The sequence below is a fragment of the Yokenella regensburgei ATCC 49455 genome, from assembly GCF_000735455.1.
Classification (GTDB): Bacteria; Pseudomonadota; Gammaproteobacteria; order Enterobacterales; family Enterobacteriaceae; genus Yokenella; species Yokenella regensburgei.
In genome coordinates this window covers 47,012-72,249 of sequence record NZ_JMPS01000087.1, presented here as the reverse complement: position 1 = coordinate 72,249, position 25,238 = coordinate 47,012, and the positions used below count along the sequence as shown (strand labels likewise).

The following is a 25,238-nucleotide window of genomic DNA, read 5'->3' as shown; positions in this document are numbered from 1 at the left end:
GATTCCTGACCTCCTGTCTGTACATTTATTCTACAATCAACTTCAGGCTTTCTGCATTTGTCACTCAACAGTAACGGTCTGACGCTTTGGCGGGTATAATGCGCGGCGTCTATGTAACTACGCCTTGCTGAAGGAGAAAAAGATGACGGCAATTGCCCCGGTAATCACCATTGATGGGCCCAGCGGTGCAGGTAAAGGCACGCTGTGCAAGGCCATGGCGGAAGCGTTGCAGTGGCATCTGTTAGACTCAGGCGCTATTTATCGCGTACTGGCGCTGGCGGCGTTACATCATCACGTTGATGTGGCTTCAGAAGAGGCTCTGGTTCCGTTAGCCGCTCACCTGGACGTGCGATTTGTGTCGACCGACGGCAACATGGAAGTGATCCTCGAAGGTGAAGACGTCAGCGGTGAAATTCGCACCCAGGAAGTCGCTAACGCAGCCTCTCAGGTGGCGGCATTCCCGCGTGTGCGCGAAGCCTTGCTGCGTCGCCAGCGTGCGTTTCGTGAAGCACCTGGCCTGATTGCGGACGGCCGTGATATGGGGACGGTTGTTTTCCCTGACGCGCCGGTCAAAATTTTCCTTGACGCATCGTCGGAAGAGCGCGCCCACCGGCGCATGCTGCAGTTGCAGGAAAAGGGCTTTAGTGTTAACTTTGAGCGCCTTTTGTCCGAGATAAAAGAGCGGGACGATCGCGATCGCAACCGTGCGGTGGCACCGTTAGTCCCGGCTGCCGATGCTTTAGTGTTGGATTCAACACGATTAAGTATTGAGCAAGTGATTGAAAAAGCGCTACAATACGCGCGCCAAAAACTGGCTGTTGCCTGATTGACTCACGCAGCGCCTCTGAATTTGTAGTACCCCCGCTGCAACGGAGTGTGAGCGGGTATGTGAAACAACCCCATCCGACATGAAGTCAGATGGACGTTAATCTAACTTTTGAAGATTAAACATGACTGAATCTTTTGCTCAACTATTTGAAGAATCCTTAAAAACTATCGAAACCCGCCCGGGTTCCATCGTTCGTGGCGTTGTTGTTGCTATCGACAAAGACGTAGTCCTGGTTGATGCGGGCCTGAAATCTGAATCTGCAATCCCTGCAGAGCAGTTCAAGAACGCAGCTGGCGAACTGGAAATTCAGGTTGGTGACGAAGTTGACGTTGCTCTGGATGCAGTAGAAGACGGCTTCGGTGAAACCCTGCTGTCCCGTGAGAAAGCTAAACGTCACGAAGCATGGATCACGCTGGAAAAAGCTTACGAAGACGCTGAAACTGTTACCGGTGTTATCAACGGCAAAGTTAAGGGTGGCTTCACTGTTGAGCTGAACGGTATTCGTGCGTTCCTGCCGGGTTCCCTGGTAGACGTGCGTCCGGTGCGTGATACTCTGCACCTGGAAGGCAAAGAGCTTGAATTCAAAGTAATCAAGCTGGACCAGAAGCGTAACAACGTTGTTGTTTCTCGTCGTGCCGTTATCGAATCCGAAAACAGCGCAGAGCGCGATCAGCTGCTGGAAAACCTGCAGGAAGGCATGGAAGTTAAAGGTATCGTTAAGAACCTCACTGACTACGGTGCATTCGTTGATCTGGGCGGCGTTGACGGCCTGCTGCACATCACTGACATGGCCTGGAAACGCGTTAAGCATCCGAGCGAAATCGTAAACGTGGGCGACGAAATCACTGTTAAAGTGCTGAAGTTCGACCGCGAGCGTACCCGTGTATCCCTCGGCCTGAAACAGCTGGGCGAAGATCCGTGGGTAGCTATCGCTAAGCGTTACCCGGAAGGTACCAAACTGACTGGTCGCGTGACCAACCTGACCGACTACGGCTGCTTCGTTGAAATCGAAGAAGGCGTTGAAGGCCTGGTTCACGTTTCCGAAATGGACTGGACCAACAAAAACATCCACCCGTCCAAAGTTGTTAACGTTGGCGACGTAGTGGAAGTTATGGTTCTGGACATCGACGAAGAACGTCGTCGTATCTCCCTGGGTCTGAAGCAGTGCAAATCTAACCCGTGGCAGCAGTTCGCAGAAACCCACAACAAGGGCGACCGCGTTGAAGGTAAAATCAAGTCTATCACTGACTTCGGTATCTTCATCGGCCTGGACGGCGGCATCGACGGCCTGGTTCACCTGTCTGACATCTCCTGGAACGTTGCAGGCGAAGAAGCAGTTCGTGAATACAAGAAAGGCGACGAAATCGCAGCAGTCGTTCTGCAGGTTGACGCAGAGCGTGAGCGTATCTCCCTGGGCGTTAAGCAGCTGGCTGAAGATCCGTTCAACAACTGGGTTGCTCTGAACAAGAAAGGCGCTATCGTTAACGGTAAAGTCACTGCAGTTGACGCTAAAGGCGCAACCGTAGAACTGGCCGACGGCGTTGAAGGTTACCTGCGTGCTTCTGAAGCATCCCGTGACCGCGTTGAAGATGCTACCCTGGTTCTGAGCGTAGGCGACGACGTTGAAGCTAAATTCACCGGTGTTGACCGTAAGAACCGTGCCATCAGCCTGTCTGTACGTGCTAAAGACGAAGCTGACGAGAAAGATGCTATCGCTTCTGTGAACAACAAGCAGGAAGAAGGCAACTTCTCTAACGCAATGGCTGAAGCATTCAAAGCAGCTAAAGGCGAGTAAGTTATTCTGAAACTTCGGGGAGACACTCCCTGAAGTCTCAAGAGTGACTTGACAGATTACAGGATTCGTTCTGTAATCAATGACAAAGGGCGGCTTCGGCCGCCCTTGTTTAAAGCTGTTAGGCAATATTCCTGAAAGGAAACCGGAGGTATCATGACCAAGTCAGAGCTCATTGAGAGACTTGCAAGCCAGCATTCTCACATCCCTGCGAAAGCGGTTGAAGATGCTGTGAAAGAGATGCTGGAACATATGGCCTCGACGCTTGCACAGGGCGAGCGCATTGAAATCCGCGGTTTCGGCAGCTTCTCTCTGCACTATCGTGCACCTCGCACCGGGCGTAACCCGAAAACAGGCGATAAAGTGGATCTGGAAGGTAAATACGTTCCGCACTTCAAGCCGGGTAAAGAACTACGCGACCGCGCCAATATTTATGGTTAAGCGAATCTCGCTTGACGGAGAAAAGCACCTGCGGGTGCTTTTTTCGTTTCTGTTCCCTCTCACTTTTCTGAATCCTCCTCGCATCTCTGTTGTGCGATAACGGCAACAACACAACTACCTGCCAGCCTGCACCGCATATTCCTTCTTTCTGACCAGACTCGGGATCCAAACTGTTCCACACTCCGGGAAGCACACGGAGGTATTTATGCGTTTACCCGCTATCGCAGGGTGTTGTATCACTGGGATCTTGCCGCTTCTTTGGCTTCCCCAATTACCGGGTATCCTGGTCGTGCAGGGATTGCTGCTGGTGGTTTGCGTTCTCTGCAGTATCTTCCCTCGGGCTCCACGTTACCCGGCTCTGGTGGTGCTGTTTTTCTGCTGGGGAACGCTGGCAGCACGACAGTCGATGTGGCCGGTTAATGCGCTGGTGGGGAAAAATCAGCAGGCAGAGGTGCAACTCATTGCGACCGACGGGCAAACCACACATCAGGGAGAAATACTCCGCCTGAACGGTAAACGCCTGTTCCCGGCGGTCAGGGTGGCGCTGTACGGTAATTATCTGCCTGAGGCTTCCTGCGCGGGGCAGCGCTGGAAGATGATCCTGAGGCTGCGGCCGGTACACGGCCAGCTCAATGAAGGCGGGTTCGACAGCCAGCGTTACGCACTGGCACAACATACCGCAGTGAGTGGACGCTTTGTTGCGGCAGAGGTCATTGATGCCGGGTGCAGCACCAGAGCACGTTTTCTGCAATCGCTAAACACGACGCTTGCTGACTACCCCTGGCGGGCGGTGATTCTGGCACTGGGAGCCGGCGAGCGGACAACGCTTGCCGCTGAAACAAGAATGCGGCTGCAGCAAACCGGCACCTCGCATTTGATGGCTATCTCTGGTTTGCATATTGCGCTTGCTGCCGGGATCGGCTGGCTGCTGGCACGGGCATTACAGTACTTTATGCCTGCGCGCCTGATTAGCTGGCGCTTTCCGCTGGTAGTCGGTTTTTGTTGCGCGCTGATGTATGCAATTTTTAGCGGCATGCAGCCGCCAGCGATGAGAACCATCATCGCGCTGGGTATCTGGTATGGTTTGCGCCTGCGGGGCAGGTTATGGTCGCCGTGGTCGGTCTGGTTGTGCTGCGTTGCCGGGATAGTGTTCCTCGACCCGCTGGCCGTGTTGTCACAAAGCCTGTGGATGTCGGCCTTTGCCGTTGCTGCGCTCATCTTCTGGTACCAGTGGGTGCCGCTGCCATCCATTGTTTACCCGCGCGGAACCGGCAAGCTGGTTCAGTTACTGCATCTGCATCTGCAACTGGGGCTGGCTTTGCTGCTGTTGCCCGTTCAGGTCGCTCTTTTTCATGGTGTTAGCCTGACGGCCGTGTTGGCGAATCTGCTGGCTGTACCGCTGGTCACGCTGCTGGTTGTCCCCTGTATTCTGGTTGCCATGCTGCTGCACCTAAGTGGTCCGGCTTTTGTGGAACACGGCGTGTGGTACGTGGCCGATCGTGCGCTGGCGATATTGTTTAAATTTCTGACTGTGCTACCGGAGGGGTGGTTAAACATTGATGCCCGCTGGCTGGGAGCAACGTGCATACCATTACTGGCTCTGATAGCCTGGCGCTTTCAGGCCTGGAGAAGCGCGGCGGCAATCCTGGTCACAACGGTCATCGTACTGCTCTTTCCGCTGTGGGGCACTTCGTCTGACGATGAGTGGCGAGTCACCATGCTGGATGTCGGCCAGGGGCTGGCAATGGTGATATCACGCCATGATAAGGCCATTTTGTATGATACAGGGATGGCATGGCCGGGCGGGGACAGCGGACAGCAACTGATCGTTCCCTGGCTGCGCTGGCAGAATCTGCGGCCGGAAGGGATTATTCTCAGCCATGAGCATCTCGATCATCGCGGTGGCCTGGACTCGATAACTCGCGTCTGGCCCACGGTCTGGATCCGCAGTCCACTTGGCTGGAAAGGGCATCGCTCCTGCTTTCGTGGCGACGGCTGGCAGTGGGAAGGGCTGCAATTCCGGGTGCTCTGGCCGCTTGCAGGGAACAACATGCAGGGAAATAACCGTTCCTGCGTGGTCAGCGTAGATGATGGGAAACATCGTTTTCTGCTCACCGGGGATATTGAAAACGTTGCCGAAACGGCGATGCTGAGTCATTACTGGCAGCATCTTGCGTCTACAATTATCCAGGTGCCTCACCATGGTAGCAATACGTCGTCAGGTATTGCACTGGTTCAGCGGGTAGGCGGAGCGGTGGCGCTGGCCTCCGCCTCACGATTTAACACCTGGCGATTACCCTCGGAGAAAGTAAAAATGCGCTATCTGCAACAGGGCTATCGCTGGCTTGATACGCCGCATCAGGGGCAAATCACGGTCACCTTTCAGGGCGAAAACTGGGAAATCCGTAGCTTACGAGATCAAATTTTACCTCGTTGGTACCATCAGTGGTTTGGCGTGTCCGGCGATAACGGGTAGAATATGCGGCTATTTCAACACAAGCTGGTTTTTTGAATGCAGAACGACAAAGATCTCTCCACGTGGCAGACCTTCCGCCGACTCTGGCCGACTATTGCGCCATTTAAAGCAGGACTGATCGTGGCGGGTGTTGCGTTAGTCCTCAACGCAGCCAGCGATACTTTCATGTTATCGCTCCTTAAACCGTTACTGGATGACGGTTTTGGTAAAACAGACCGCTCAGTGCTGCTGTGGATGCCGCTGGTGGTTATCGGGCTGATGGTCCTCAGGGGTATAACCAGCTATGTTTCCAGCTATTGCATTTCATGGGTATCTGGCAAGGTTGTAATGACCATGCGCCGCAAGCTCTTCAGCCATATGATGGGCATGCCGGTGGCGTTTTTTGATAAGCAGTCAACCGGTACGCTGCTATCGCGCATTACCTACGACTCTGAGCAGGTGGCATCCTCCTCCTCCAGCGCGTTGATAACCGTTGTGCGTGAAGGTGCGTCGATTATCGGCCTGTTTATTATGATGTTTTACTACAGCTGGCAGCTGTCGGTGATCCTCATCGTGCTGGCGCCGATTGTCTCTATTGCCATTCGTATCGTTTCCAAACGCTTCCGTAACATCAGTAAGAACATGCAGACCACGATGGGGCAGGTGACGACCAGCGCGGAGCAAATGCTGAAGGGCCACAAAGAGGTTCTGATGTTTGGCGGTCAGGAAGTCGAAACGTCGCGCTTTGATAAGGTCAGCAACAGAATGCGTACGCAGGGGATGAAAATGGTCTCTGCTTCGTCAATCTCCGACCCTATCATCCAGCTGATTGCTTCTCTGGCGCTGGCGTTTGTTCTCTATGCCGCGAGCTTCCCGAGCGTGATGGATACGCTGACTGCCGGTACAATTACCGTCGTCTTCTCCTCGATGATTGCGCTGATGCGTCCGCTCAAATCTCTGACCAACGTCAACGCGCAGTTCCAGCGCGGAATGGCTGCCTGCCAGACGCTGTTTGCTATCCTCGACAGCGAGCAGGAAAAAGACGAAGGGACCCGGGTTATTGAGCGTGCGAAAGGCGATCTGCAGTTCCGTGGTGTTACCTTCACCTACCCGGGCCGCGAAACGCCAGCGCTGAGCAATATTGATTTGAATATCCCGGAAGGGAAAACGGTCGCTCTGGTGGGGCGCTCCGGTTCAGGTAAATCGACCATTGCAAGTCTCATCACCCGTTTCTACGACATCGATAAGGGCGAGATCCTGCTGGACGGTCACGACCTGCGCGAATACACCCTGTCATCGCTGCGTAACCAGGTTGCGCTGGTATCGCAGAATGTCCATCTGTTCAACGATACCGTTGCGAACAACATCGCCTATGCGCGTAATGAAGTGTACAGCCGCGAGCAGATAGAGCAGGCGGCGCGTATGGCGCATGCAATGGACTTTATCAACAAAATGGATAACGGACTGGACACCATTATCGGTGAGAACGGCGTACTGCTCTCTGGCGGTCAACGCCAGCGTATCGCTATCGCTCGTGCATTGCTGCGTGATTGCCCGATCCTTATCCTTGATGAAGCCACGTCGGCGCTGGATACCGAATCTGAACGTGCGATTCAGGCAGCACTTGATGAACTGCAGAAAAACCGTACTTCGCTGGTGATTGCCCACCGTCTGTCGACCATTGAAAAGGCCGACGAAATTGTGGTGGTGGAAGACGGTCACATCGTAGAACGTGGTAGTCATGCGGATCTGCTGGCGCATCGCGGCGTGTATGCTCAACTGCACAAAATGCAATTTGGCCAATGATCGCCCGCATCTGGTCAGGTGAATCGCCGCTCTGGCGGCTGCTGCTACCGCTCTCCTGGCTGTATGGCCTGGTGAGCGGGCTCATTCGCCTGAGCTATCGCCTGGGGCTTAAGAAAAGCTGGCGGGCGCCGGTACCGGTTGTGGTGGTGGGTAACCTGACCGCAGGCGGCAACGGGAAAACGCCGGTGGTTATCTGGCTGGTGGAGCAGCTCACACGTCGCGGTATCCGGGTGGGCGTGGTCTCTCGCGGCTACGGCGGTAAGGCCGATAGCTATCCGCTGCTGCTGAGCGAGAGCACTACGACTGCGCAAGCGGGTGACGAGCCGGTGCTTATCTATCAGCGTACCGGCGCGCCGGTTGCGGTCTCTCCCGTACGCAGCGAAGCCGTGCAGGCACTCCTTTCTGAACATCCTCTGCAACTCATCATTACGGACGACGGTTTACAGCACTACCGTCTGGCCCGTGATGTGGAGATCGTTGTTATCGACGGCGTGCGTCGCTTCGGTAACGGCTGGTGGCTGCCTGCCGGGCCAATGCGCGAGCGGGCATCGCGGCTTAAAAGCGTGGATGCCATCATTGTGAACGGTGGCGTTGCGCGTCCGGGAGAGATCCCAATGCAGCTACGTCCCGGGAATGCGGTGAATCTGCTAACCGGCGAAACCCGCCCGATGAGTGAACTTTCTCAGGTGGTGGCGATGGCGGGAATCGGCCATCCTCCGCGCTTTTTTGCTACCCTCGAGCAGTGCGGCGTGACGCCGGTAAAAACCGTCGCGCTGAACGATCATCAGGCTCTGTCAGAATCCGATGTCAGCGCACTGCTGACAGAAGGGCAGACGCTTGTGATGACGGAAAAAGACGCGGTTAAATGTCGCCGCTTTGCCAAAGAAAACTGGTGGTATCTGCCCGTTGATGCATCACTTGGCAGTGATGGCGCAGAGCAACTGCTGCAAAAACTACTGACTCTGGCGCAGCCACGTTAATACCGCTGCATCGCGCCAGTTGAACTACGGGGGGAGTGTTATGCCGGAGATTCACCTGTCGCTGAGCGCGGCGCGTCACTTGCATCTTGCCGCTCAGGGTCTGCTTAAAAAACCGCGTCGTCAGGCGCAACCGCAGGATATCCTCAGCACTATCACCCGTATGTCACTGCTGCAAATAGACACGATTAACATCGTCGCACGCAGCCCCTACCTGGTACTTTTCAGCCGCCTTGGTCGCTATCCGCAGGCCTGGCTTGATGATGCGCTGCGCAACGGTGAACTGATGGAGTACTGGGCGCACGAAGCCTGTTTTCTTCCGCGTAGTGATTTCCAGCTGGTGCGCCATCGGATGCTCTCACCGCAGAACATGGGCTGGAAATATCGCGATGAGTGGATGAATACCCACGCCAAAGAAATTGACCAGCTTATTGCCCATATCACCGAGAACGGCCCGGTTCGTTCGCTCGACTTTGAGCACCCGCGCAAAGGGGCGGCAGGTTGGTGGGAGTGGAAACCACACAAACGCCATCTTGAAGGGCTCTTCACCGCCGGGAAAGTGATGGTGATTGAACGTCGCCAGTTCCAGCGCGTGTACGACGTGACTCACCGCGTGATGCCACACTGGGACGATGCCCGTGATCTGCTGCCGCAGCCGGAAGCAGAAGCATTAATGCTGCAAAACAGCGCCCGTAGTCTTGGCATTTTCCGCCCGCAGTGGCTCGCCGACTACTATCGGCTGCGCAAACTTGCGCTTCCGGCACTGCTGGCGCAGTGGCAGGAGGAGGGGCGCATTGTTCCCGTCACCGTCGAAGACCTTGGTGAGATGTGGCTGCATGCCGATCTTCTACCACACCTCGATGCCGCGATGAGCGGAAAACTGACCGCCACGCACAGTGCCGTGCTTTCACCGTTTGATCCGGTGGTCTGGGATCGCACGCGGGCGGAACAGCTGTTTAACTTCAGCTATCGGCTGGAGTGCTACACCCCGGCGGCGAAGCGTCAATATGGTTATTTTGTCTTACCGCTTCTGCATCAGGGAAAGCTGGTCGGGCGGATGGACAGCAAAATGCATCGCAAAACCGGCGTACTGGAAATCATCGCGCTTTACCTTGAAGAGGGCGTACGCGTTAGCGCAACGCTTGAAAAGGGGCTCGTTCAGGCGATTAGCGACTTTGCGCGCTGGCAAAATGCCGCTGAAGTGCGGCTTGGCGTCGTCCCGAAATCGCTCTTCGCCGCGACGCCGAAAGGCTGGGAAATAGACCCCGCCTGAGGTCGCGCTGTGATATGCTTTCGCCATGAATTAGCCAGAGTCTCTGGAGGACCTATGGACCATCGTTTACTTGAAATTATCGCCTGCCCGGTATGCAACGGAAAACTGTACTTCCGTCAGGAAAAGCAGGAACTTATCTGCAAAGCTGACCGTCTGGCGTTCCCGCTGCGTGACGGCATTCCGGTACTGCTGGAAAACGAAGCTCGTACTTTAGATGCTGGAGAGAGCCACCCATGAGTTTTGTCGTCATTATTCCTGCCCGCTACGCCTCTACTCGCCTCCCCGGTAAGCCTTTGCAGGACATCAACGGAAAGCCGATGATTGTCCATACGCTGGAGCGTGCGCGTGAATCAGGTGCCGATCGGGTGATTGTCGCGACCGATCATCCGGACGTGGCGCGCGCTGTGGAAGCGGTTGGTGGCGAAGTCTGCATGACTCGCGTCGACCATCAGTCGGGAACAGAGCGTCTGGCGGAAGTGGTGGAGAAGTGTGGTTTCAGCGATGACACCATCATCGTTAACGTCCAGGGCGACGAGCCGACGATCCCGGCGGCCAATATCCGCCAGGTCGCGGAAAACCTGGCCCGCAGCCAGTGCGGCATGGCAACGCTTGCCGTACCGGTCCACAGCGCGGAAGAAGCCTTCAACCCGAACGCCGTAAAAGTGGTGATGGATAACGCGGGCTACGCGCTTTATTTCTCACGCGCCACTATTCCGTGGGATCGCGACCGTTTCGCACAAAGCCGCGACACGATTGGCGATTCGCTGCTGCGCCATATCGGTATTTATGCCTATCGCGCCGGCTTCATTAACCGTTACATCAGCTGGCCGCCGAGCCCGCTGGAGCAGATTGAAATGCTCGAACAGCTCCGCGTGCTGTGGTACGGCGAAAAAATCCACGTTGAGGTGGCAAAAGTGACACCGGGTACCGGTGTGGACACGCCAGAAGATCTTGAACGCGTCCGACTTGAGTTACGTTAATTCTTTGAGCCCTTCCGAATGGAGGGGCTTTTTATTTCATCTGTCTCAATTTAATTCTGATAAAGAAATATTATCTCTCTGAAATTATTCTGCGAAAATATTAATGGGTGTTGAATATTCTCGCCGTAATATAAAATTACTCTTGTCTGAACGCTATTCTTTGTGACTCCGATCATAATCCCCAGATTTTGTATCTCACAGGTGAAACATCTCATTTACATTTATACTGCCTTTTACTGTAGGGGAATGATAAATGCAGTCTTTCAACCATCTTCATTTTGGTCAGGTTTCTGCGCATATAAAAAAGAGTTTTGATGAATTACTTCCCGATCCCTGGCTCCGGGAAGAAGACGGAAAATTTCGTTTTCGTAGTTTTCAAAAAGCGGTGGTGAATCGTCGGGCGGAATACTATCTGAAAACGGATCCTGTTTTTTATCAATCAGAAACGCTGAACCACTACTCCGGTGGGATCCAGCGTAAATACCCAGAGCTGCGAGCAGACGTTGCCAGCACTATTCTTTTGCAAGTAGTGAATGAATTTCTGCCACTGCTTCCTGATATATCATATAACATTGGTATTCATCAGATTAGAATTACGACTGAGGACCGTAGTCCTGGCTATCCCGCTCCGGAGGGAATTCATCAGGATGGTTTTTCATATATCGGCATCTACTGTGTCGGGGTAAATAATATCGCAGGTGGCGATACGACACTTATCTCCTGTGAGGAGGAAACAGCATCCAGGACGACATTTAAACTTAATGAGGGAGATGCGGTGATATTCAATGATGTGAACTACCAGCATTACACTTCAGCGATTGTTCCGCTGCTACCGGGCAAAGGTTATCGGGATGTTTTTGTGATGACCTTTGATGGCGAACAGGAGCCTGCATGAATATTTTATTGTGTCCACCAAAGATACTCCTTCAGCATTCGCGTGAGGAATGGAGCACGCTGCAACGTATTGCACCATTGGTCATCGCTACCTGTAGCAGTCAGCTTGAGGCGGTCTCTCAACACCTGGGTAACGATATTTCGCTTCGTTTCTATGAGAATTTTAATGATAACCCGCTGGTTGAGTTGGATCTGTACCACTTTGCGAAAACAAAGCGGGTTACCGGCGTATACTTTCTCGCGGAGATTGACGTGCTACGTGCGGCACGTATCAGCGATCGTCTGAGATTAACCCACGGTCGCGAACAGGCGGCGCTGGTTTTTCGCGATAAATTTTTAATGAAGACATTGGTGCAGCAGCACCAGATGACTATCCCCGCCATGGCTCGAGTGAGCAGCGCGACAGAGATAGCGGTATTCATCGCGGAGCACGGCTACCCCTGTGTCATCAAGCCAAACGATGGGCGGGGATCGCAAGGCGTTGTAGTGGTCAGAGATGACGAGTCACTTAACCAATATTTACTGCAACTCACGCCACTGCACTTCCATAATTTGCTTATTGAGCAATTTATAGTGGGTGAAGCCTATCAAATTAACGCGCTTTATTTGCAAGGTAAGCCTGTATTTATCTCGGCCTCTCGCGCTACGGTTTCGTGCCTGGATTTCTTGTCCGGTAGTACGCTTGGGCTGGTGATGGAGGACGACAACCCGCTTCATCAAAAGCTCATCGCTTATACTCGTCGACTGGCGGAAGAGGTTTTCCCTTGTGAATCCAATACGTTGCTACACCTCGAAGTGTTTGTTGATGGACAGCAAAACATCATTTTTGGCGAGCTGGCCTGTCGTCTGGGAGGGTGTTTCGTCAATGAAGAGCTGGGAGCCGCTTTTGGACTAAACCCGCGGATGACATGGCTCGCGGCGTGCCTTAATCATGACTATTCGTTGGAAGTAATACAGCGTGAGGCGCAGCGACGTGTTGGGCAACTGAACGTGCCGCCAGCCAGCGGAACGTTAATAAGCCAGCCTGCAGAATGTCCTTTGCCTTTTGTACTGCGTTATCGCGCCACGGGGGTGGTTGGTCGACGTTACGACCCGATGAAGCTAACCAACGGCGAAATCGTTAGCGCCATTGTTGAGGGTAAAGATAGCCGTGAGGTTGAAACGAACCTACAAACCTTAACGCAATGGGTCATGGATCATACACACTGGGAATAGGGCGCACGTGAAATGAAAAGTTATGCGATCGTCGGCGCAGGCTACACCGGACTCTCAGTGCTGGCACAACTGCTGGAGCACGCGAAAGGAGACGTTGCCAGTATTACCCTGTTTGATGTCCCTGAAAAACTCGCGGTTGGCACCGCCTTTGCCGAGGATGTCAGTACCAACCTGTTAAATCGCCCGGTGAATTCTATGTATTTTCGGGAGAGAGGGGATTTTGGCGCATGGCTTGCCAGGCATGACCCGAAAGCACCGGTTACCGATAGCGCTTTTCTACCACGAGCACGCTTTGGCCAGTTTCTCTGCCATCAGCTACGGGAGTGCCAGCAGCAGGCCGCCAGTCTTGGCATTGAGCTTAATATTGTGCCTCAGAGGGTGATCGATGTGTTCTCCCTGGAAACATGCCTGCGCGTGCAGACAGAAGACGGTACAGACCGTTTCTATCATCGCTGCTTTCTTTGTCTGGGAACGGCAACCAGTCATGATCCTTACGGCTTGCGTCATCAGCCCGGTTATTATGATTCGGTCTGGCCAGTCAGCTGTCTGGATATCACGCGTGATGACTGTGTCGCGATCATTGGCAGCCGATTATCGGCACATGATGCGGCAATCGCGCTCGCTTCAAAATGCCGAAAGATCTATTTTCTTTCGCGTAAAGGGGCGCTGCCTCGGCAGATAGAAGGTTATTGCGACATTACGCCGCAGGCCTTTACCACAGACGAAATCGACAGGCTGCTGGTGGCGCACGGGCGCATCACGGTAGCTCAGTTGTTTCGGTTATTACGCAGGGAGTTCAACGCGCATCATTGTTCCCTGAGCCAGTTCATCCAGCATGCGGACCCAGGGGTTACGGCGATGAGTATCCTGCTCGCGCTGAATAATACGGTGAGCTATGCCTGGCGTAAACTGAGCGAGCACCAGCGCCAGCACTTTATCCTGCGCTGGCAGCCACGATGGCAGCAGTTGCGGATCCCGATTGCTTCCCCGAATGCGGAAAAGATTGCCGCGCTGTTTCGTAGCGGTAAGCTGGAACATCTTCATGGAGATATCGCGATAACCCCCCGCAGGCAAGGATTTACCATTGCTGTTCCCGGTCGTGAGCCGATCGTTGCCAGTAAAGTAATTAACGCCAGTGGGATCAGCAGTGCCCCTGCGAGCTACCCGCTGGCACAGCGCCTGGTGCAGCGCGGTATGGCCTGCGAGCACCCTTTTGGTGGGATAAGGGTGTGCTCTGATTCCTTGTGTTTGCAGGATGTCGCAGGACGTACCGTTTCCGGTATCAAATGCATCGGTCAATTAACGGTCGGAGATTACTATGCAGTAGGTAACATTGATGTGCTGCACAGTCAGGCGCGTCAGGCGGTTATCAGTGGTTGGCATGATACGCCATTGGCTGAATGTGCTCAGGGAGAGGAGAGATGAAGACTGCCGCCGGATTTCTGCTCTGCTTGCTGGCCGGAGGGGTGTTAACCTTTGGCAACGTCCCGCTTGGCATGATGTTTGGCCCACTGGTGGCGGTGATGGTACTTAAACGCTGGCGGGTGTCAGTTCCAGCGGTTCCCGGGAGTATCACACTTATCCAGCTGTCGCTTGGCACCTCTATTGGGCTGATGTTTCGCGGCATGACGTTTGGTGAGAGCGGGAGCCTGTTCACGCTTCTTTTGATGCTGTGTTTGTGCTTACTGCTGCAGTTTGTGGTGAATTATCAATGGTGCGTTCGCCGCTTGCACTGGAGTAAAGATGAGGCGCTGCTCGGCGCGGTCCCGGGAGCAATGGCAGCGGTACTGGCGCTGGCCACTCACATCAACGCACCGCCGCAAAAAATCGTCATTTCACACTCTCTGCGTCTGATTACGCTCACACTGTTGGCCGGTATGATCGCCGGGGGAGAAGGGGCCCCAGGTGCGCACCTGGCGTGGCCCGAACTCAGTTCGCCAGTAAACGCATTGTGGTTGTTGGGGATTGGGGTTGCCGGATTTATCACGGGACGGCTACTGGAGCGCTGGCACCTTCCTGCGCCTTATATGATGACTTCGCTGCTGTGTTCCGCGCTGCTTCACTCGTTGGCACCTGAGCCGTTACATTTTCCGGATATTCTTAATCAACTGAGCATGGTGCTGATGGGCATATTGATTGGGCACCATTTTACGTCGTTTTCACTGACGGAATTTGTGCGTCACCTGGCGTCATCGGTACAGCTGATTGCGCTAAGCCTGGGCGTGACCGTCGTGATGGCGTTGGGGGCATCACGTCTGCTTGATTACCCTTTCTATCTGCTTATTCTCTCCTGGGTACCCGGCAGCGTGGAGTCAATGTCGTTTGCGGCGCTGGCGCTGAAGGCTGATGCCGGTTTTGTAATGGCAAACCATATTATTAGAATGCTGCTTATTCATACTCTTCCTGCGCTGGCTCTGCATCGCCAGAAGCAGGAAGAGGCAGGGTGATTACTTCTGTGCGACGACGACCATTTTTTTACTCTGCGGATCCCAACTTTTCTCACCCAGCAGGCCGGAGTAAAAAGTGGTCTGCCTGAAGCCGCTACGTTTCAAAATGGCGTCCAGCTCTTCAGGGCGGTAAAACACCACATCCAGCGCCGTCCGGGTGGTCTGCGTTTTTCGTTGTGAAGTAATGGTGTAATGCAGGTTGATGCCTTCCTCATACTGAATGTCTGCGATCTGTTTTTCTATTCTCAGACTTTCTTCTCCTTTGCCTATTACCACGGGTTGCATAAAACCTGAAGTTTGCAGAGTGGCTCCATTAATTGTATCAATAACAATTTTCCCAGAAGGTTTTAATTGCAGCGCACAACGTTCCAGAAAATTAACGTTACGGGGATGCGGGTAATAGCCGAATGAATTAAAAAGAATCAGCACCAGATCAAATAACGCCTCACCGACCTGGGTATCCATTTCGCCGAGAATAAAGGTTCCTTGCTGACCAGGGGGATAGGTTTGAGCCTGATCGATAAAACGGGGGGAAAGGTCAATCCCGGTCACTTGATGACCTCGCTGCATCAGTGCTTTGCTATGGCGTCCATAGCCACAGGGCGTGTCCAGAATATGCAGTTTACCCGGCATAGCTGTGATATCGATAATACTATTAATTTCTTGCTCGGTAACGGTATCATCTAAGCGGTCCTGCTGAAAATACATAAAATCATCTAGCGCAAAAAAATCTGCGGGAGAGAGTGTAACGAGAGTCATCATGGCTCCTGATATTTTATCTGAGGTAAGGAATGAACGAGGTTAATTTCTGTTAATAATGCAGAGTACGCATTAAGTTTAATAAGGATTACTGAATTTGCTATCCTTGTGCAGCGGATTTTAAACGGCAGGGGATAATATATCCGGGCACGGATAAATAGTGACAGAAGGTTAATTGGAACGTATTGAGTATAGGTTTACAAAAAACATTCATTTTTTATCATTTTTCAGCCGCGACTTTGATCTTATCCGGGTGACTTCTTCCGTCAGGACGCTCATTATGAAAGCTCCAGCCATTGTGGGGGTAATCTGAGATGGAACAACTGCGCGCTGAACTGAGTCACCTGCTGGGCGAATCGCTGAGTCGGGTGGAATGCGTGAGTGAGAAAGTCGACTCCGCGTTGTGGTCGCTGTATGACGCGCAGGGAAACGCCATGCCGTTGCTGGCAAAAAGCTTCTCCACCCCCGGTCTTGCGCAGCAACTGGCCTGGAAAATAGGCATGCTGGCGCGCAGCGGCACCATCAGAATGCCGGTGGTCTACGGCGTCATGACCCACGAAGAGCATCCCGGGCCGGACGTTTTGCTCATCGAACGCCTGCGTGGCGTCTCGGTCGAAGCCCCCGCCAGGACCCCTGAACGGTGGGAACACCTCAAAGACCAGATTGTGGAAGGGCTGCTTGCCTGGCACCGCCACGACAGCCGCGGCTGCGTCGGTCAGGTAGACAACACCCAGGAAAATCTGTGGACTAACTGGTACCGCCAGCGCGTTGAAATGCTGTGGAGTACCCTCAACCTCTATCACAATACCGGGCTCACTATGCAGGATAAGCGCATCCTGTTTCGTACCCGTGAATGCCTCCCGGCCCTGTTCGAAGGGTTTAACGATAACTGTGTGATGGTGCACGGTAACTTTAGCCTGCGCAGTATGCTGAAAGAGTCGCGAAGCGATCAGCTGCTGGCAATGGTAAACCCAGGCACTATGCTGTGGGCGCCGCGTGAGTATGAGCTGTTTCGTCTGGCGGATAGCGGGCTTGCGGAAGGGCTGCTCTGGCACTACCTCCAGCGCGCGCCGGTGTCGGAATCTTTCCTCTGGCGGCGCTGGCTGTATTTGCTGTGGGATGAAGTCTCGCAGTTGGTCAATACCGGACGCTTCAACCGCGCGAACTTCGATTTAGCGACAAAAGCGCTACTCCCCTGGCTCGCCTGACGAGCCTTTAAGCCACTGCCAGATACGCCCGAGCGTCTCGTAACCGACTCTGTCGCTGTGCATCAGCCACAGCGGCGAGGGGATAGCCCGTTCCCAGGGATTCAACGGAGAGTCGATGGCCATCTGGTTTGCCGGTGCCGGCAGCGGGTGCAGCCCGGCGTGCTGGAAGAAGATCATCGCCCGTGGAAGATGTGAGGCTGACGTCACCACCAGGAGCGGGGCATCGCCGATGGCAGCTTTAATCGCACTTGCCTCTTCCTCGGTATCTTTCGGTTTATCCAGCACCAGGATATCGCTGCGCGGCACGCCAAGGCTTTCCGCCACGCGGGCCCCCGCCTCGGCGGTGCTGACCGGGTTGCCAGGTGCCGGTGCACCGGTGAAAATCATCTTCGCTCCTGGATTGGCAAGCCATAGGCGGATCCCTTCCGTTACCCGTGGCAGACTGTTATTGATAAGGTTAGAGCTGGGCGCCCAGTCGGGGTTCCAGGTATAGCCGCCGCCTAACACGGCAACATATTGCACCTTCGTTTCGCCGCGCCAGGTCGGGTAGGTATTTTCTATTGGTTTGAGTAACCAGTCAGCGACGGGTTGCAGGCTCAAGGCCAGTAAAAGGATCCAGGCGACGCTAATGAAGCTTTTCCCGGTTTTCTGGAAACGACTACACCATACCAGGAACAATCCTAAGCCCATCAACAGTAGCAGCAGCGGAAGCGGTAACAACATGCCGCCAATGACCTTTTTTAGCGTAAAAAGCATCCTTGATGGTTCCTTTTTTAACCATACAGCGGGGAGAATGCAGGGATATTACACCAGACTGCTCCATTCCTTGTCGCGTCTGTGACAAAATACGACTTTTGCCACGCTCGCGGAGAAGTTGATGCAGGATCGCAATTTTGATGACATCGCAGAAAAGTTTGCGCGCAATATCTATGGCACCACCAAGGGCCAGCTGCGTCAGGCGATCCTGTGGCAGGATCTCTCCGTACTGCTCGAGACATTCGGCAACGCGCCGCTGCGCGTTCTGGACGCCGGGGGTGGAGAAGGGCAGACGGCGATCAAAATGGCAGAGCTTGGCCACCATGTGACGCTGTGCGATCTCTCCGGTGAGATGATTGCCCGCGCTCGTCAGGCGGCAGAAGAGAAAGGTGTGAGCGGCAGCATGCATTTTGTACAATGCGCGGTGCAGGACGTTGCAGAACATTTGGAAAGCCCGGTTGATCTGATATTGTTTCATGCCGTGCTGGAATGGGTTGCAGCACCGCAGGCGGTTTTGCAAACGCTGTGGTCAGTACTGCGTCCTGACGGCGCATTGTCGTTAATGTTCTACAATGCTAACGGTCTGCTGATGCATAACATGGTTGCCGGAAATTTTGATTACGTGCAGCTCGGCATGCCGAAAAAGAAAAAGCGTACGCTTTCACCAGATTATCCGCGCGAGCCAGAGCAGGTCTACGGCTGGCTGGAAGAGATTGGCTGGCAAATTACCGGGAAAACCGGGGTGCGGGTGTTTCATGACTACCTGCGCGAAAAACATAAGCAACGCGACAGTTTCGCTATTTTGCTCGAACTGGAAACGCGCTACTGCCGTCTGGAACCGTACATTAGTCTGGGCCGTTACATTCATGTTACCGCGCGCAAGCCGTGGGTAGATACAAGGAAAAACGATGAGTGAATTTTCCCAGACAGTCCCTGAACTGGTTGCCTGGGCTCGAAAAAACGATTTCTCCATCTCGCTGCCGGTCGACAGACTCTCGTTCCTGCTGGCGGTCGCCACATTAAACGGCGAGCGTCTGGAAGGGGAAATGACCGAAGGTGAGCTGGTGGATGCGTTTCGTCACGTGAGTGATGCGTTTGAGCAAACCAGTGAAACGATCGGCGTTCGCGCCAACAACGCGATCAACGATATGGTTCGTCAACGTCTGCTGAACCGCTTTACCAGCGAGCTGACGGAAGGGAATGCGATTTATCGTCTGACGCCATTAGGGATTGGCATCACCGATTACTACATTCGCCAGCGTGAGTTTTCTACGCTGCGCCTGTCTATGCAGCTGTCTATCGTGGCGGGTGAACTGAAGCGCGCCGCTGACGCCGCCGACGAAGGTGGGGATGAATTCCACTGGCACCGCAACGTCTATGCGCCGCTGAAATATTCGGTCGCAGAAATTTTCGACAGTATCGACCTCACCCAGCGGGTGATGGATGAACAGCAGCAGCTGGTGAAAGACGACATTGCCCAGTTGCTGAATAAAGACTGGCGCGCGGCGATTTCAAGCTGCGAACTGCTGCTGTCAGAAACCTCGGGTACGCTGCGCGAGCTGCAGGACACGCTGGATGCTGCGGGTGATAAGCTACAGGCTAACCTGCTGCGCATTCAGGATGCGACCCTTGCTCATGACGATCTGCACTTTGTTGACCGCCTGGTATTTGACCTGCAGAGCAAACTTGACCGTATCGTCAGCTGGGGCCAGCAGGCAATCGACTTGTGGATCGGTTACGACAGACACGTACACAAGTTTATTCGTACCGCCATCGACATGGACAAAAACCGCGTCTTTGCCCAGCGTCTCCGCCAGTCCGTACAGAGTTATTTCGATGCGCCGTGGGCATTAACCTACGCCAGCGCCGATCGTCTGCTGGATATGCGCGATGAAGAGATGACGCTGCGTGACGAAGAAGTAACCGGGGAACTGCCGGTTGATCTAGAGTACGAAGAGTTTAACGAGATCCGCGAGCAGCTTGCCGCGCTGATTGAACAGCAGCTGGTCATCTACAAGGACAAGTCGCTGCCGCTGGATCTGGGTCTGGTGGTGCGCGAATACCTCGTGCAATACCCGCGTGCGCGCCACTTTGACGTCGCGCGTATTGTTGTCGACCAGGCGGTACGCCTGGGTATCGCACAAGCAGATTTCACCGGACTGCCGCCGAAGTGGCAGCCGATTAATGATTACGGAGCCAAGGTACAGGCGCATGTCATTGACAAATATTGAACAAGTGATGCCAGTTAAACTGGCGCAGGCGCTGGCCAACCCGATTTTCCCGGCGCTCGATAGCGCGCTGCGTGCGGGCCGTCATATCGGTCTCGACGAGCTGGATAATCATGCGTTTTTGATGGATTTTCAGGAATACCTGGAAGAGTTTTACGCCCGCTATAACGTTGAGCTCATCCGCGCGCCGGAAGGGTTCTTCTACCTGCGTCCGCGTTCCACTACGCTGATTCCGCGTTCAGTGCTCTCCGAGCTCGACATGATGGTGGGTAAGATCCTCTGTTATCTCTACCTGAGCCCGGAGCGTCTGGCTAACGAAGGGATCTTCACTCAGCAGGAGCTCTACGACGAGCTGCTGACCCTTGCCGATGAAAGCAAACTGCTGAAGCTTGTGAATAACCGCTCGACCGGCTCTGACCTCGACCGGCAGAAACTGCAGGAAAAAGTGCGCTCGTCGCTTAACCGCCTGCGTCGTCTCGGCATGGTGTGGTTCATGGGCCACGACAGCAGCAAATTCCGCATCACCGAGTCGGTGTTCCGCTTTGGCGCCGACGTGCGTTCAGGTGATGACGCCCGTGAAGCACAGCTGCGTATGATCCGCGACGGCGAAGCGATGGCGATTGAAAACCATCTGCAACTGAATGATGAGAATGATGAGAATCAGCCGGATAGCGGGGAGGAAGAGTAATGATTGAACGTGGTAAGTTTCGCTCGCTGACGCTGATTAACTGGAATGGTTTCTTTGCCCGTACCTTTGACCTTGATGAGCTGGTGACTACGCTCTCGGGCGGTAACGGAGCAGGGAAGTCCACCACCATGGCAGCGTTCGTTACGGCGCTGATCCCCGACCTGACGCTGCTGCACTTCCGTAACACCACGGAAGCGGGCGCAACCAGCGGTTCACGCGATAAAGGCCTGCACGGTAAACTGAAAGCCGGTGTCTGCTATTCGGTGCTGGACGTCATCAACTCCCGTCACCAGCGCGTGGTGGTTGGGGTGCGTCTGCAGCAGGTCGCCGGTCGCGACCGTAAAGTCGACATCAAACCGTTCGCTATTCAGGGGCTGCCAACCGCTATTCAGCCCACGCAGCTGCTGACCGAAACGCTCAACGAGCGCCAGGCGCGCGTGCTGACGCTGCAGGAGCTCAAAGAGAAGCTCGACGAGATGGAAGGCGTGCAGTTCAAGCAGTTCAACTCCATCACTGACTACCACTCTCTGATGTTCGATCTGGGGGTGATTGCCCGTCGTCTGCGCTCCGCCTCTGACCGTAGCAAATTCTATCGCCTGATTGAGGCCTCGCTGTACGGCGGGATCTCCAGCGCCATTACCCGCTCGCTGCGCGACTACCTGTTGCCGGAAAACAGCGGTGTACGTAAAGCCTTCCAGGATATGGAAGCGGCGCTGCGCGAAAACCGCATGACCCTGGAAGCGATTCGCGTTACCCAGTCAGATCGTGACCTGTTTAAACATCTGATTTCCGAAGCGACCGACTATGTGGCCGCAGACTACATGCGTCACGCCAACGAGCGTCGTATCCACCTGGATAAAGCGCTGGAGTTTCGTCGTGAACTGCTGACCTCGCGCCAGCAGCTGGCCGCCGAACAGTATAAGCACGTCGAGATGGCCCGCGAGCTGCAGGAGCACAACGGGGCGGAAGGGGATCTGGAGGCCGATTACCAGGCCGCCAGCGATCACCTGAACCTGGTGCAAACCGCGCTGCGCCAGCAGGAGAAGATCGAGCGCTATGATGCCGATCTGGAAGAGCTGCAGATCCGTCTCGAAGAGCAGAACGAAGTGGTGGCTGAAGCCACCGAGCAGCAGGAAGAGAACGAAGCCCGGGCGGAAGCCGCCGAGCTTGAAGTGGATGAGCTGAAAAGCCAGCTTGCTGACTACCAGCAGGCGCTGGACGTACAGCAAACCCGCGCTATTCAGTACAACCAGGCATTGCAGGCGTTAGCCCGCGCGAAAGAGCTGTGTCACCTGCCGGATCTGACCGCAGACAGCGCCGACGAATGGCTGGAAACTTTCCAGGCGAAAGAGCAGGAAGCTACCGAGCGTCTGCTGTCGCTGGAACAGAAAATGAGCGTGGCGCAAACCGCGCACAGCCAGTTCGAACAGGCTTTCCAGCTGGTGGCTGCCATCAATGGTCCACTGGCGCGTGATGAAGCCTGGGACGTGGCGCGGAGCCTTCTGCGTGAAGGTGTGAATCAGCGTCACCTGGCAGAGCAGGTGCCTTCGCTGCGCGGTCGTCTGAACGAGCTGGAACAGCGCCTGCGCGAGCAGCAGGAAGCCGAGCGTCTGCTGGCGGAATTCTGCAAGCGTCAGGGCAAGCACTACGAGATCGACGAACTGGAAACGCTGCACCACGAGCTGGAAGCGCGTATTGCTTCGCTGAGCGACAGCGTCTCTTCCGCCAGTGAAAAACGCATGCAGCTGCGCCAGGAGATGGAACAGCTGCAGGCGCGTATTCAGACCCTGCTGCAGCGTGCGCCGGTCTGGCTGCAGGCGCAAAGCAGCCTGAACCAGCTGAGCGAGCAGAGCGGCGAGCAGTTTGAATCAAGCCAGGACGTTACCGAATATCTGCAACAGCTGCTGGAACGCGAGCGTGAGGCGATTGTTGAGCGTGATGAAGTCGGCGCGCGTAAACGTGCGGTTGACGATGAAATCGAGCGTTTAAGCCAGCCGGGGGGATCTGAAGATCCGCGCCTGAATGCGCTGGCAGAACGTTTTGGCGGCGTACTGCTGTCAGAAATCTATGACGACGTTAGCCTCGAAGATGCACCGTACTTCTCGGCGCTGTATGGCCCGTCGCGTCACGCTATCGTGGTGCCGGATCTGTCTCTCGTTGCCGAACAGCTGGAAGGGCTGGAAGATTGCCCGGAAGATCTCTACCTGATCGAAGGGGATCCGCAGTCCTTTGATGACAGCGTGTTCAGCGTCGACGAGCTGGAAAAAGCGGTGGTGGTCAAAGTCGCAGATCGCCAGTGGCGCTACTCGCGCTTCCCGTCGCTGCCGCTGTTTGGCCGCGCGGCGCGTGAAAACCGTATTGAGAGTCTGCACGCTGAGCGTGAAACTCTCTCAGAGCGCTTTGCGACCCTGTCGTTCGACGTACAGAAAACCCAGCGGCTGCACCAGTCCTTCAGCCGCTTTATCGGTAGCCACCTGGCCGTTGCCTTCGAGGTGGATCCGGAAGCAGAAATCCGCAAACTGAACGGCCGTCGCAACGAACTGGAACGCGCCCTCAGCACCCACGAGAGCGATAACCAGCAGAGCCGCGCGCAGTACGAACAGGCGAAAGAAGGGGTCGCCCAGCTTAACCGCCTGCTGCCACGTCTGAATCTGCTGGCGGACGAAACGCTGGCCGACCGTGTGGATGAAATTCAGGAGCGCCTCGACGACGCACAGGAAGCCGCGCGCTTTATCCAGCAGCACGGCAACCAGTTGGCGAAGCTTGAGCCGATTGCCTCCGTTCTGCAAAGCGATCCTGAGCAGTTCGAACAGCTGCGCGAAGATTACACGTATTCTCAGCAAGTCCAGCGTGACGCACGTCAGCAGGCGTTTGCCCTGACGGAAGTGGTTCAGCGCCGGGCCCACTTTAGCTATTCCGACTCGGCAGAAATGCTGAGCGGCAACAGCGATCTGAACGAAAAACTGCGCCAGCGTCTGGAGCAGGCGGAAGCCGAGCGTGCCCGCGCGCGTGAAACGATGCGTAATCACGCCGCCCAACTGAGTCAGTTCAGCCAGGTGCTGGCATCGCTGAAAAGCTCCTGGGAAACCAAGAAAGAGCTGCTGGGCGATCTGCAGCGCGAGCTGCAGGACATCGGCGTGCGTGCCGACGCCGGGGCGGAAGAGCGCGCGCGTCAGCGCCGCGATGAGCTGCATACTCAGCTCAGCAACAACCGTTCACGCCGCAATCAGCTTGAGAAAGCACTGACCTTCTGCGAAGCGGAGATGGATAACCTGACCCGTAAGCTGCGCAAGCTGGAACGTGATTATCTTGAGATGCGCGAACAGGTGGTGAGCGCGAAGGCGGGTTGGTGTGCGGTCATGCGTCTGGTGAAAGACAATGGCGTAGAGCGCCGTCTGCATCGTCGCGAGCTGGCCTATCTCTCCGGCGACGAGCTGCGTTCGATGTCGGATAAGGCGCTCGGTGCGCTGCGTCTGGCGGTGGCGGATAACGAACACCTGCGCGATGTGCTGCGTATGTCGGAAGATCCGAAGCGTCCGGAGCGTAAAATCCAGTTCTTCGTGGCGGTGTATCAGCACCTGCGCGAGCGTATCCGCCAGGACATCATCCGCACCGACGATCCGGTGGAAGCCATCGAACAGATGGAAATCGAACTGGGTCGTCTGACGGAAGAGCTGACCTCCCGCGAGCAGAAGCTGGCTATCAGCTCCCGAAGCGTAGCGAACATCATTCGCAAAACCATTCAGCGCGAGCAGAACCGTATTCGTATGCTTAACCAGGGTCTGCAGAGCGTCTCCTTCGGTCAGGTTAACAGCGTCCGTCTGAACGTTAACGTCCGTGAAACGCACTCCACGCTGCTGGAAGTGCTTTCCGAACAGCACGAACAGCATCAGGATCTGTTCAACAGCAACCGCCTGACCTTCTCTGAAGCGCTGGCGAAACTGTATCAGCGCCTGAACCCGCAGATTGATATGGGGCAGCGTACCCCGCAAACCATCGGCGAGGAGCTGCTGGATTATCGTAGCTACCTCGAAATGGAGGTGGAAGTTAACCGTGGTTCCGACGGCTGGCTGCGTGCGGAATCCGGTGCGCTGTCGACCGGTGAAGCTATCGGTACCGGGATGTCGATTCTGGTTATGGTGGTCCAGAGCTGGGAAGACGAAGCGCGTCGCCTGCGTGGGAAAGACATTTCGCCATGCCGTCTGCTGTTCCTTGATGAAGCGGCCCGTCTGGATGCCCGCTCTATCGCCACGTTGTTTGAGCTCTGCGAACGCCTCGAGATGCAGCTCATCATCGCGGCCCCGGAAAATATCAGTCCGGAAAAAGGCACAACCTACAAGCTGGTACGTAAAGTGGTGCACAACCACGAACACGTTCACGTGGTGGGACTGCGCGGATTTGCGGCACAGTTGCCGGAGACGCTGCCCGGAACGGCAGATGCCTCGTAGGCAAGAAATTGACTGAAAATAAAGGGCGACCGGCGTGTCGCC

Annotated in this window: 20 protein-coding genes; 18 read left to right on the top strand and 2 right to left on the bottom strand. The window is 55.1% G+C overall.

The features are described from left to right. Window positions 1-142 precede the first annotated feature (142 nt). The 13 genes from cmk to GYRE_RS22115 all read left to right on the top strand — a co-directional run bounded on the left by cmk (window position 143) and on the right by GYRE_RS22115 (window position 15,109). A complete protein-coding gene (gene cmk / locus GYRE_RS22175) occupies window positions 143-826 on the top strand; it encodes a (d)CMP kinase (RefSeq protein ID WP_038258592.1) in 684 nt (227 codons plus the stop codon). A 124-nt stretch (window positions 827-950) separates the two neighbouring features. Then, window positions 951-2,624, top strand: a complete 1,674-nt coding sequence (gene rpsA / locus GYRE_RS22170) for a 30S ribosomal protein S1 (RefSeq protein WP_006819308.1) — start codon at window positions 951-953, stop codon at window positions 2,622-2,624. 153 nt (window positions 2,625-2,777) lie between these two features. Next, complete coding sequence (gene ihfB, locus GYRE_RS22165; RefSeq protein ID WP_006819309.1) at window positions 2,778-3,062, top strand: integration host factor subunit beta; 285 nt, start codon at window positions 2,778-2,780, stop codon at window positions 3,060-3,062. 205 nt (window positions 3,063-3,267) lie between these two features. After that, window positions 3,268-5,538, top strand: a complete 2,271-nt coding sequence (locus tag GYRE_RS22160; protein ID WP_038258589.1) for a ComEC family protein — start codon at window positions 3,268-3,270, stop codon at window positions 5,536-5,538. A gap of 36 nt (window positions 5,539-5,574) precedes the next feature. Continuing rightward, window positions 5,575-7,323 carry a lipid A ABC transporter ATP-binding protein/permease MsbA gene (msbA, locus tag GYRE_RS22155; RefSeq protein ID WP_038258586.1) on the top strand — a complete coding sequence of 583 codons (1,749 nt, stop codon included), beginning with the start codon at window positions 5,575-5,577 and terminating at the stop codon, window positions 7,321-7,323. After that, complete coding sequence (gene lpxK / locus GYRE_RS22150; RefSeq protein ID WP_038258583.1) at window positions 7,320-8,303, top strand: tetraacyldisaccharide 4'-kinase; 984 nt, start codon at window positions 7,320-7,322, stop codon at window positions 8,301-8,303. Before msbA ends, lpxK begins: the two co-directional genes overlap by 4 nt. Before the next feature lie 40 nt (window positions 8,304-8,343). Continuing rightward, window positions 8,344-9,573, top strand: a complete 1,230-nt coding sequence (locus GYRE_RS22145; RefSeq protein ID WP_038258580.1) for a winged helix-turn-helix domain-containing protein — start codon at window positions 8,344-8,346, stop codon at window positions 9,571-9,573. Window positions 9,574-9,627: 54 nt separating this feature from the next. Then, the gene (gene ycaR / locus GYRE_RS22140) at window positions 9,628-9,810 is read left to right on the top strand and encodes a protein YcaR (RefSeq protein ID WP_038258577.1); all 183 of its coding nucleotides are present in this window, start codon (window positions 9,628-9,630) and stop codon (window positions 9,808-9,810) included. After that, the gene (gene kdsB, locus GYRE_RS22135) at window positions 9,807-10,553 is read left to right on the top strand and encodes a 3-deoxy-manno-octulosonate cytidylyltransferase (RefSeq protein ID WP_038258574.1); all 747 of its coding nucleotides are present in this window, start codon (window positions 9,807-9,809) and stop codon (window positions 10,551-10,553) included. The genes ycaR and kdsB overlap by 4 nt, the downstream gene beginning before the upstream one ends. A 253-nt stretch (window positions 10,554-10,806) precedes the next feature. Next, a complete protein-coding gene (locus tag GYRE_RS22130) occupies window positions 10,807-11,448 on the top strand; it encodes a 2OG-Fe dioxygenase family protein (RefSeq protein ID WP_038258571.1) in 642 nt (213 codons plus the stop codon). Beyond that, complete coding sequence (locus GYRE_RS22125; protein WP_038258568.1) at window positions 11,445-12,662, top strand: ATP-grasp domain-containing protein; 1,218 nt, start codon at window positions 11,445-11,447, stop codon at window positions 12,660-12,662. The genes GYRE_RS22130 and GYRE_RS22125 overlap by 4 nt, the downstream gene beginning before the upstream one ends. 12 nt (window positions 12,663-12,674) lie before the next feature. Continuing rightward, window positions 12,675-14,087, top strand: coding sequence for an FAD/NAD(P)-binding protein (locus GYRE_RS22120; protein WP_038258566.1), 1,413 nt, complete (start codon window positions 12,675-12,677; stop codon window positions 14,085-14,087). Beyond that, on the top strand, window positions 14,084-15,109 hold the full coding sequence (locus tag GYRE_RS22115) for an AbrB family transcriptional regulator (RefSeq protein WP_006819320.1): 1,026 nt from the start codon (window positions 14,084-14,086) through the stop codon (window positions 15,107-15,109). Before GYRE_RS22120 ends, GYRE_RS22115 begins: the two co-directional genes overlap by 4 nt. Here GYRE_RS22115 and GYRE_RS22110 read toward each other — a convergent pair whose 3' ends face one another. Next, complete coding sequence (locus GYRE_RS22110; protein ID WP_081874692.1) at window positions 15,110-15,871, bottom strand: class I SAM-dependent methyltransferase; 762 nt, start codon at window positions 15,869-15,871, stop codon at window positions 15,110-15,112. It abuts the gene before it with no gap. Between the two features lie 311 nt (window positions 15,872-16,182). Here GYRE_RS22110 and GYRE_RS22105 point away from each other — a divergent pair, with 311 nt between their 5' ends. Continuing rightward, window positions 16,183-17,076 carry a YcbJ family phosphotransferase gene (locus tag GYRE_RS22105; protein WP_006819323.1) on the top strand — a complete coding sequence of 298 codons (894 nt, stop codon included), beginning with the start codon at window positions 16,183-16,185 and terminating at the stop codon, window positions 17,074-17,076. Here GYRE_RS22105 and elyC read toward each other — a convergent pair. Beyond that, entirely contained in the window at window positions 17,056-17,832 is a 777-nt protein-coding gene (elyC, locus tag GYRE_RS22100; RefSeq protein ID WP_038258563.1) for an envelope biogenesis factor ElyC, read from the bottom strand. The two genes, GYRE_RS22105 and elyC, sit on opposite strands and share 21 nt — an antisense overlap. 121 nt (window positions 17,833-17,953) lie before the next feature. On the opposite strand from elyC, the gene cmoM reads away from it, so the two are divergent. The 4 genes from cmoM to mukB are packed head-to-tail and all read left to right on the top strand — an operon-like array spanning window position 17,954 to window position 25,196. After that, window positions 17,954-18,748 carry a tRNA uridine 5-oxyacetic acid(34) methyltransferase CmoM gene (cmoM, locus tag GYRE_RS22095; RefSeq protein WP_038258560.1) on the top strand — a complete coding sequence of 265 codons (795 nt, stop codon included), beginning with the start codon at window positions 17,954-17,956 and terminating at the stop codon, window positions 18,746-18,748. Next, window positions 18,741-20,063, top strand: coding sequence for a chromosome partition protein MukF (gene mukF / locus GYRE_RS22090; protein ID WP_006819326.1), 1,323 nt, complete (start codon window positions 18,741-18,743; stop codon window positions 20,061-20,063). The genes cmoM and mukF overlap by 8 nt, the downstream gene beginning before the upstream one ends. Continuing rightward, window positions 20,044-20,748 carry a chromosome partition protein MukE gene (mukE, locus tag GYRE_RS22085; protein WP_038258557.1) on the top strand — a complete coding sequence of 235 codons (705 nt, stop codon included), beginning with the start codon at window positions 20,044-20,046 and terminating at the stop codon, window positions 20,746-20,748. Before mukF ends, mukE begins: the two co-directional genes overlap by 20 nt. Next, complete coding sequence (mukB, locus tag GYRE_RS22080) at window positions 20,748-25,196, top strand: chromosome partition protein MukB (protein WP_038258554.1); 4,449 nt, start codon at window positions 20,748-20,750, stop codon at window positions 25,194-25,196. The genes mukE and mukB overlap by 1 nt, the downstream gene beginning before the upstream one ends. Window positions 25,197-25,238 lie beyond the last annotated feature (42 nt).

Coding starts and splice junctions, on each gene's coding strand:
- cmk (WP_038258592.1), top strand. CDS start 143: ATGACGGCAATTGCCCCGGTAATCACCATTGATGGGCCCAGCGGTGCA.
- rpsA (WP_006819308.1), top strand. CDS start 951: ATGACTGAATCTTTTGCTCAACTATTTGAAGAATCCTTAAAAACTATC.
- ihfB (WP_006819309.1), top strand. CDS start 2,778: ATGACCAAGTCAGAGCTCATTGAGAGACTTGCAAGCCAGCATTCTCAC.
- GYRE_RS22160 (WP_038258589.1), top strand. CDS start 3,268: ATGCGTTTACCCGCTATCGCAGGGTGTTGTATCACTGGGATCTTGCCG.
- msbA (WP_038258586.1), top strand. CDS start 5,575: ATGCAGAACGACAAAGATCTCTCCACGTGGCAGACCTTCCGCCGACTC.
- lpxK (WP_038258583.1), top strand. CDS start 7,320: ATGATCGCCCGCATCTGGTCAGGTGAATCGCCGCTCTGGCGGCTGCTG.
- GYRE_RS22145 (WP_038258580.1), top strand. CDS start 8,344: ATGCCGGAGATTCACCTGTCGCTGAGCGCGGCGCGTCACTTGCATCTT.
- ycaR (WP_038258577.1), top strand. CDS start 9,628: ATGGACCATCGTTTACTTGAAATTATCGCCTGCCCGGTATGCAACGGA.
- kdsB (WP_038258574.1), top strand. CDS start 9,807: ATGAGTTTTGTCGTCATTATTCCTGCCCGCTACGCCTCTACTCGCCTC.
- GYRE_RS22130 (WP_038258571.1), top strand. CDS start 10,807: ATGCAGTCTTTCAACCATCTTCATTTTGGTCAGGTTTCTGCGCATATA.
- GYRE_RS22125 (WP_038258568.1), top strand. CDS start 11,445: ATGAATATTTTATTGTGTCCACCAAAGATACTCCTTCAGCATTCGCGT.
- GYRE_RS22120 (WP_038258566.1), top strand. CDS start 12,675: ATGAAAAGTTATGCGATCGTCGGCGCAGGCTACACCGGACTCTCAGTG.
- GYRE_RS22115 (WP_006819320.1), top strand. CDS start 14,084: ATGAAGACTGCCGCCGGATTTCTGCTCTGCTTGCTGGCCGGAGGGGTG.
- GYRE_RS22110 (WP_081874692.1), bottom strand. CDS start 15,871: ATGATGACTCTCGTTACACTCTCTCCCGCAGATTTTTTTGCGCTAGAT.
- GYRE_RS22105 (WP_006819323.1), top strand. CDS start 16,183: ATGGAACAACTGCGCGCTGAACTGAGTCACCTGCTGGGCGAATCGCTG.
- elyC (WP_038258563.1), bottom strand. CDS start 17,832: ATGCTTTTTACGCTAAAAAAGGTCATTGGCGGCATGTTGTTACCGCTT.
- cmoM (WP_038258560.1), top strand. CDS start 17,954: ATGCAGGATCGCAATTTTGATGACATCGCAGAAAAGTTTGCGCGCAAT.
- mukF (WP_006819326.1), top strand. CDS start 18,741: ATGAGTGAATTTTCCCAGACAGTCCCTGAACTGGTTGCCTGGGCTCGA.
- mukE (WP_038258557.1), top strand. CDS start 20,044: ATGTCATTGACAAATATTGAACAAGTGATGCCAGTTAAACTGGCGCAG.
- mukB (WP_038258554.1), top strand. CDS start 20,748: ATGATTGAACGTGGTAAGTTTCGCTCGCTGACGCTGATTAACTGGAAT.